Annotated in this window: 5 protein-coding genes; 4 read left to right on the top strand and 1 reads right to left on the bottom strand. The window is 74.7% G+C overall.

Annotation, left to right across the window (positions count from 1 at the left end; all coding sequences use genetic code 11):
• Nucleotides 1-34: 34 nt before the first annotated feature.
• Nucleotides 35-928: an IniB N-terminal domain-containing protein gene (locus V5O40_RS27630; RefSeq protein WP_332908168.1), complete on the bottom strand. Its 894-nt coding sequence runs from the start codon at nucleotides 926-928 to the stop codon at nucleotides 35-37.
• 297 nt (nucleotides 929-1225) lie between these two features.
• Here V5O40_RS27630 and V5O40_RS27625 point away from each other — a divergent pair, with 297 nt between their 5' ends.
• From V5O40_RS27625 to V5O40_RS27610, 4 genes are all read left to right on the top strand, one after another.
• Nucleotides 1226-2512, top strand: a complete 1287-nt coding sequence (locus tag V5O40_RS27625) for an Hsp70 family protein (protein ID WP_332908167.1) — start codon at nucleotides 1226-1228, stop codon at nucleotides 2510-2512.
• 5 nt (nucleotides 2513-2517) lie between these two features.
• The gene (locus V5O40_RS27620) at nucleotides 2518-5034 is read left to right on the top strand and encodes a LuxR C-terminal-related transcriptional regulator (RefSeq protein ID WP_332908166.1); all 2517 of its coding nucleotides are present in this window, start codon (nucleotides 2518-2520) and stop codon (nucleotides 5032-5034) included.
• A 50-nt stretch (nucleotides 5035-5084) separates the two neighbouring features.
• The gene (locus V5O40_RS27615) at nucleotides 5085-5507 is read left to right on the top strand and encodes a roadblock/LC7 domain-containing protein (protein WP_164448927.1); all 423 of its coding nucleotides are present in this window, start codon (nucleotides 5085-5087) and stop codon (nucleotides 5505-5507) included.
• 133 nt (nucleotides 5508-5640) lie between these two features.
• Nucleotides 5641-6510 (top strand): AraC family transcriptional regulator, encoded by an 870-nt coding sequence (locus V5O40_RS27610; protein WP_332908165.1) that lies wholly within the window; start codon nucleotides 5641-5643, stop codon nucleotides 6508-6510.
• Nucleotides 6511-6565: the final 55 nt, after the last annotated feature.

The following is a 6565-nucleotide window of genomic DNA, read 5'->3' as shown; positions in this document are numbered from 1 at the left end:
CACCGCCGGTGCCGACCCCGCTCGCCGGCGGGTGTCAGAGGAGACCGTCGGTGAGGCCCAGCACCCCGCCGGTCGAGGTGGAGGCCTCGCCGTGGGTTGCCGTGTCCCCGCTCACCGAACCACTGACCCCGCCGTCCAGCAGCCCCGCCTTGCCGCCGGTGACGCCGCCGGTCACCCCACCCAGCAGGCCGTCGACCTGCCCGGTCACACCGCCCACAGTGGAATTGAGGTCCACCGACGGCGCCAGGCCACCGGTGTCGCCGGTCAGGCCCAGCCCGCCGAGGGTGTCGTCGACACCGAGCGAACCGACCAGATCGCCGACCTGACTGGTGGTGCCGGGAAGCAGGCCCGACGTGGTGTCCAGCAGCCCGGAACCGGTGCCGCTCACCGCCGACGCGGGGTCACCCACCGTACCGGTGACGTCACCGAGCGCCGGCTCGGTGACGCGATCGATCGGGGCTACCACGTCCGCGTCGAGGGTGTCGGCCACGTCGTGCACCCCGGACAGGTCCACACCGACCCCGGTGGGGGTCACGCCGACGCCGACTCCCGGGAAGACGCTCGCCCCCGCGGTCACCGTCGACGGGTCGACGGCGATGGTGCCGAGCACCCCGGCCTTGACGTCCACCCCGGAGTGGGAGCTGCCGACGCTGATCTGCTGAGCCACGGTCTGCAACTGGCTGATCGCGTCGGTGGCGTCACCCACCAGCGGGTCGAGGCCGAGCTGCCCGGTAACCGGTGCGACCGGGGCCAGCCCCTGCACCGGGGCGTAGTCCACCACCAGCGGCACCACGTCCTGGACGTCGGCGGCGGTGATGTCGCCGAGGCCGGCGGCCCGCAGCGCCCCCTCCGGGTCGAGGTCGAACGCCGACCGGGCGTCCGCGTCGGTCAGCAGGTTGAGCACGAAGTCGTGCAGGGTCTGGTCCATGGTGGGGGTTCACTCCTCGGCGAAACGTCAACGACCGGTGATCGCCGACGACGCTACGGGCGGTGCCCGGGACCGGGCATCGGGGACGATCCCGCAATCCGACCCGTTCGATTAGGGGCGACGGGACTCTCGTACGTTAGGGGGAGTGGGGGACCGGCGCCCGCCGAAGTTGGGGCTCCTGATGCCGGAGTGATCTCTGGTACGAACGTAGGAGCCCACGGGGTTCCCCGGGGCGGCCCGCATCGGCGGGCCTGTCCGGCCCACTCCCACGGCCGACGCGGTCAAGGAAGAAAGCAGATGGCCTACGTGCTCGGGATCGACATCGGCAACACCAGCACCGTCGCCGCGGTCGCCCGCCACCGTGACGGGCACTGGGGTCACCCGGAGCCGGTCGCTCTGCATCCCGGGCCGGGCCCACTGCCGTCGACGCTGCTGCTGTCCACCGACGGGACCTTCACCCTCGGTGAGGGCGACGAGCCGGAACGTACCGCCCGGGGAGTGTTGAGCCGGGTCGGCGACGATGTGCCGCTGTTGCTCGCCGGCGAGCGGTACCGACCGGAGACGCTCGTCGCGCTGCTCGCCGCGCACGTGGTCGACCAGGTTCACGGTGCCCGGGGCGCGCCGGCCGAGATGGTCGTGCTGAGCCACCCCGCGTCCTGGGGCCGGTACCGTCGCGATCTGCTGCACCACGCCCTGCGGGACTACGGCCTGGGTGCGGTGACGTTGCTGCCCCGCACGGTCACCGTGGCGGAGGGACACGCCGTCCGGGGCTTCGCCGGTGGAGCCGCCGCCGTGTACGCGCTCGGCGGCGACACCTTCGAGACCGCGCTGGTCCGACGCAACGCCCGGGACCGGTACGAGACCGTCGGCGTGCCCGTGACGCTCGCCCGGCTCGGTGGCGTCGACTTCGACGAGGCGCTGGCCGCGCACGTACGGTCCGTGCTCGCCCGGGACCTGGCCGCCGCCGGCCCCGGTGCCCGTGCCGCCCTGCGTCAGCTGCCGGTCGAGTGCGAACGGGCCAAACGGGAGCTGACCGTCGGGTCGCAGACCGACGTGGCGTTGGCACTGCCGGCCGGGTCCGTCCGCGCGCCGGTGACCAGACTGGAGTTCGAGGAACTGATCCGGCCGGCCGTACGGGCCACAGTGGAACTGCTGGCGCAGGCCGTCCGGGCCGCCGACCTGACACCCGCGCAACTCGACGGCGTGCTGCTGGCCGGCGGTGCCAGCCGCGTGCCGCTGGTCGCCGAACTGCTGGCCACCGCCGGCTTCGCGGTGGAGACCGCGCCCGACCCGCAGCACACCGCGGCGGCCGGCGCGGCCGCCGCCGGCACCCGGATCCTGTCCCCACGCCCGCTACCGGCCGGCCCGCCGCCGCCGGCCGGCCCACCCGCGACCGGCGGCACCCCCGCCACCGTCGCAGCCGCCTCCGTCGGTCCGATGGCGCGCACCGCCGGCCCGTTCCCGGCCGACGACCTGGCTCCGTCCGACGAGCCGCCGCCCCGCCCGCCGATCCGCTACCCGCCCCTGGACCTGCCGAAGCGATCCCGCCGGAAGCTGGTACGCAGCCCGGGGCACGAAGGATGACCGCAATGATGCCGAGCGCCGTGGCGGACAGCCCGCTGGTCCTCGCCGCCGACGCGACCGACCTGCTCGACGCGATCACCGCGGAGCCGGCGGCACCGCTCGCCCTCGGGGTGACCGGACCGGGCGGCCACGGCCGCACCACCTACCTGCAGGAAGTGGCCACCCGGTACGCCCGGGCCGGCGTCGCCGTGCACACCGAGGTGCCGGCCACCGACGACGCGTACGCCCCCGACGCGGTGCTGCTGATCGACGACGCGCACCTGCTCGACGAGGCCCGACTGCGCACGCTGCGGCGACTGGTGACCGACCGTCGACACCGCGTCGCGATCAGCTACCGCCCCTGGCCGCGACCGGCGGCCCTGACCGAGCTGACCGACACGCTGCGCCGCGAGGGACGCCAACTCCTGCTCACCCCGTTCACCCGGGCCCGCACCGCCGCGTACCTCGGCGCCGTGCCCCGCCTCGGCCGCCGCGCCGACCTGGTCGACTTCGTGCACACCCAGACCGGTGGGACGCCCCGGCACGTGGCCTGGCTGGTCGACGGGCTGCGCGAGCAGGAGACGGTCGGTGTGCCGAGCGACCTGCCCCGCCAGGTGGTGCTGCATCTCGGCCCCGACCTGGAACAGCTGCCCGCCGACGTGCGGCGGCTGCTGATCGCGTTGGCGGCCGGCGTTCCGCTGCCCGCGGAGGCGCTACGCCCGCTGCTGGACCGTGCACCGGCGGAGATCGACGACCTCGTCGCCGAGGCCCGGGCGGCGGGCCTGCTCGGCGCCGACGGCTACCCCACTCCGCTGGTGCGCCGGGCGGTGACCGTGCTGAGCCCGGCCGCCGACCGTACCGCCGTCTGGCACCTGCTCAGCGAACTCGCGTTCAACCGGGGCGCACCGGTGTTGCCGCTGGTGCGTTCGCTGCTGGCGGCCGGTGTCGCCGGTGACTGCCCGGCCGGCACCCTGGAGGCGGCGGCGGAGGAGGCCCTCGGCGGCGAGCCGGCGCTGGCGGCGCGCCTGTTCGCCGCGGCCGGTGCCGCCGGTCGACCCACCGCCGGCCGGCAGGCGGTCGCCGCCGCCCTCGCCGGTGACCTCGACCTGGCGTTGCGGTTGGCCGACCGGCTGCTCACCACGGGAGCGCCGGACGGTCGGGCGGAGGCCGCGCTGGTCGCCGCCACCGCCCTGGCCCACCGTGGACAGACCGACCGCAGCGTGGAGTTGTACCGCTGGTCCGGCGGGGGCAGCGCACACGCCTTCGCGACCGTCGGCGCCCTGGCCACCGGCCGACCGGCCGGGCATCCCGAACCCGTCGCGGACGGCCCGCCGACGTTGCCGGCCGGCGCCGCCCGGCTGATGGCCGACGGGGTACGCGAGAGCGTGCACGGCACTCCGTCGGCGGCCCTGTCCACCCTGGTGCAGGCGGCGGCCCTGCTGGAACCGGACGGGCGGGCGGTGCTGCTGCCGGACAGCCCCGCCGCGCTGGCGGCGCTGACGGCCGTGCACTGCGGCGAACTGGACATCGCCGAACGGGTCCTGGACCGGGCCCTCACCAGCGGTATCGGTGGGCCGCTGCTGACCGGCCGGCACCGGCTGCTGCGCGCCTGGATCCTGATGACGCGGGGGCGGATCGCCGCGGCGAGCGAGCAGCTCGCCGAGGCGACCGCCGGCGTCGCGCTCGGACCCCGCGACCTGCTCTTCGCCGCCGGGCTGACCATGGGTATCGCCCGGCGGGTCAGCGACCTCGGCGCGTTGCAGCGCGAATGGGTGCCCGCGTTGGAGGCGGTGGTCCGCCACCCGGTGGACCTGTTCACCCTGCTGCCGTTGGGTGAGCTGGCCATCGCCGGTGCCCGGCTCGGTGACCTGGGCCGCCTGCAGCCCTACCTGCGCGACGCCCACGAACTGCTCGGCCGGCTGGCCGACCCGCCCCTGTGGCGTACCCCGCTGCACTGGAGCGGACTGCACGCGGCGATCCTCACCGACGATCCGGCCGCCGCCGACGAGCACGTGACCGCTCTGGTCGCCGCCGCCGGCCACAGCCGGTACGCCGCCGTGGTGGCCGCCGCGGCCGAGTGCTGGCTGGAGGTGCTGCGCGGCACCGTCGACCCGGTCCGGGTCGAGGCCGCCGCCCGGGGCCTGCACGACACCGGCCTGTGCTGGGACGGCGCCCGGCTGGCTGGCCAGGCCGCCATCCGTACGGCGGACCGGCGGGCGATGACCACGTTGCTGGACTGCGCCCGGGCACTGCAGGGCCGGTCCGCCGCCGAGGACCGCAAACCGGCGGCCGGTACCGTCTCGCACCGGCTCAGCGACCGGGAGCGGGAGGTGGCCGAACTGGTGGTCGCCGGTCTCACCTACCGGGAGATCGGGGACCGGTTGTTCATCTCGGCCAAGACTGTGGAGCACCACGTGGCCCGGATGCGTTCGCGGCTCGACTGCGCCAACCGCACCGACCTGTTGGCCATGCTTCGAACCATCCTGGCCGAACCGTCGTACACCACGAACGGACAGCCGTGGCCCCGACGGGCCGCGAACTGAGCCACGGGGACCGGTCCGGATCACCGGTTCCGTCAACGAGAGGACCTGCCATGACTTCTGCGGTGGCCACCGCCGACAACCTCGGCCGCGCGCTCGACAACATCGTCGACCGCGTGCCGGGTGCCCAGTTCGCGGTGGTGCTCTCCCCGGACGGGCTGCTGTTGGGCGCCTCCCGGGGCATCGACGACGAACTCGCCGGCCAACTGTCCAGCATGGTCTGCGGGCTTCAGGCGCTGGGCCTGGCCGCCGCACGGGTCTGTGGTGACGGCGAGCTGCACCAGGTCGTGGTGCAGATGTCACGGGCGTTCCTGTTCCACGCCACCACCGGCAACGGGGCCGTCCTGGCCGTCGGCATCGACGGCGACGCGGAGGTCGGCGACATGGCATACGAGGTGGCCATGTTCGTCGCGCAGGCCGGTGACCACCTCCCGGTGTACCTGGAACCGGTGGCCCAGCGCGTCGCGCTGCACTGACTGCGACGTGGGTCGCCTCGGTTGCCGGTGCGTCGAGCCTCGCCACCCGCTCCCCGCGTGATCTGGATCGGGCCAGAACGATCGGGCGCGGCCCTGGGTGGGCGGGCCAGGCTGGATCTCGAAGGGAGGTCCCATGATCTCGGCACTCAACCGGCTCGTCGACCTCGTCGAGGAGCACCTCACCGAGGAACTCGACGTCGCCGGGGCGGCTCGGACGCTCGGCACGACCGAGTACCACCTGCGCCGGATGTTCTCCTCGCTGGCCGGCATGCCGCTGTCGGAGTACGTGCGCCGGCGGCGGATGACCGTCGCCGCCGCCGACGTCGTCCGCGGTGAGGACGACCTGCTCGGCATCGCGGTGCGGTACGGGTACGGCTCCACGGAGGCGTTCGGACGTGCGTTCCGGGCCGTCCACGGTGTCGGCCCCGGTGAGGTACGCCGCGACGGAGGCCCCCTTCGTACCCAGCCACAGCTCAGGTTCCGCCTGACCGTCGAAGGGAGCGTCCCCATGGACACCCGCATCGTCGACCGCCCCGCGTTCCGGCTCATCGGACACGCCACCCGGGTTCCGCTCATCCACCACGGCGTCAACCCGCACGTCCAGCGGCACGTCACCGGCCTGCCGGCCGAGGAGCACCAGCGGCTCAAGGAACTCGCTGACACCGAGCCCGCCGGCCTGCTCCAGGTCACCGACGACGTCGCCCCCGACGCCGTCGAGGGCACCGAGCTGACCTACCTGCACGGGGTCGCCGTCACGGGCGACACCACGGTCCCCGACGACCTGGACAGCATCGCCGCGCCGGCCGGCACGTGGGCGGTCTTCCGTACCGCCGGAGCGTACCCGCAGACGCTGCAGCAGGCCTGGGCCGCGACCGCGGCCGAGTGGTTCCCGTCGAACCCGTGGCGGCTGCGGCCGGGCCCGTCGATCGTCGCGATCCTGGATCGCGCGGTCGATTTCAGCACCGCCACCTGCGAGCTGTGGCTGCCCGTCGAGCCGGCCTGACGGGGTAGATCGAAGAGCCGGGGGGCCCCCCCCGCGGGGGTGCCCCCCGGCGGGC

Source organism: Micromonospora palythoicola (assembly GCF_036689795.1).
Classification (GTDB): domain Bacteria; phylum Actinomycetota; class Actinomycetes; order Mycobacteriales; family Micromonosporaceae; genus Micromonospora; species Micromonospora palythoicola.
The sequence above is the reverse complement of the archived record's forward strand: the minus strand, read 5'-3'. Positions and strand labels throughout refer to the sequence as shown.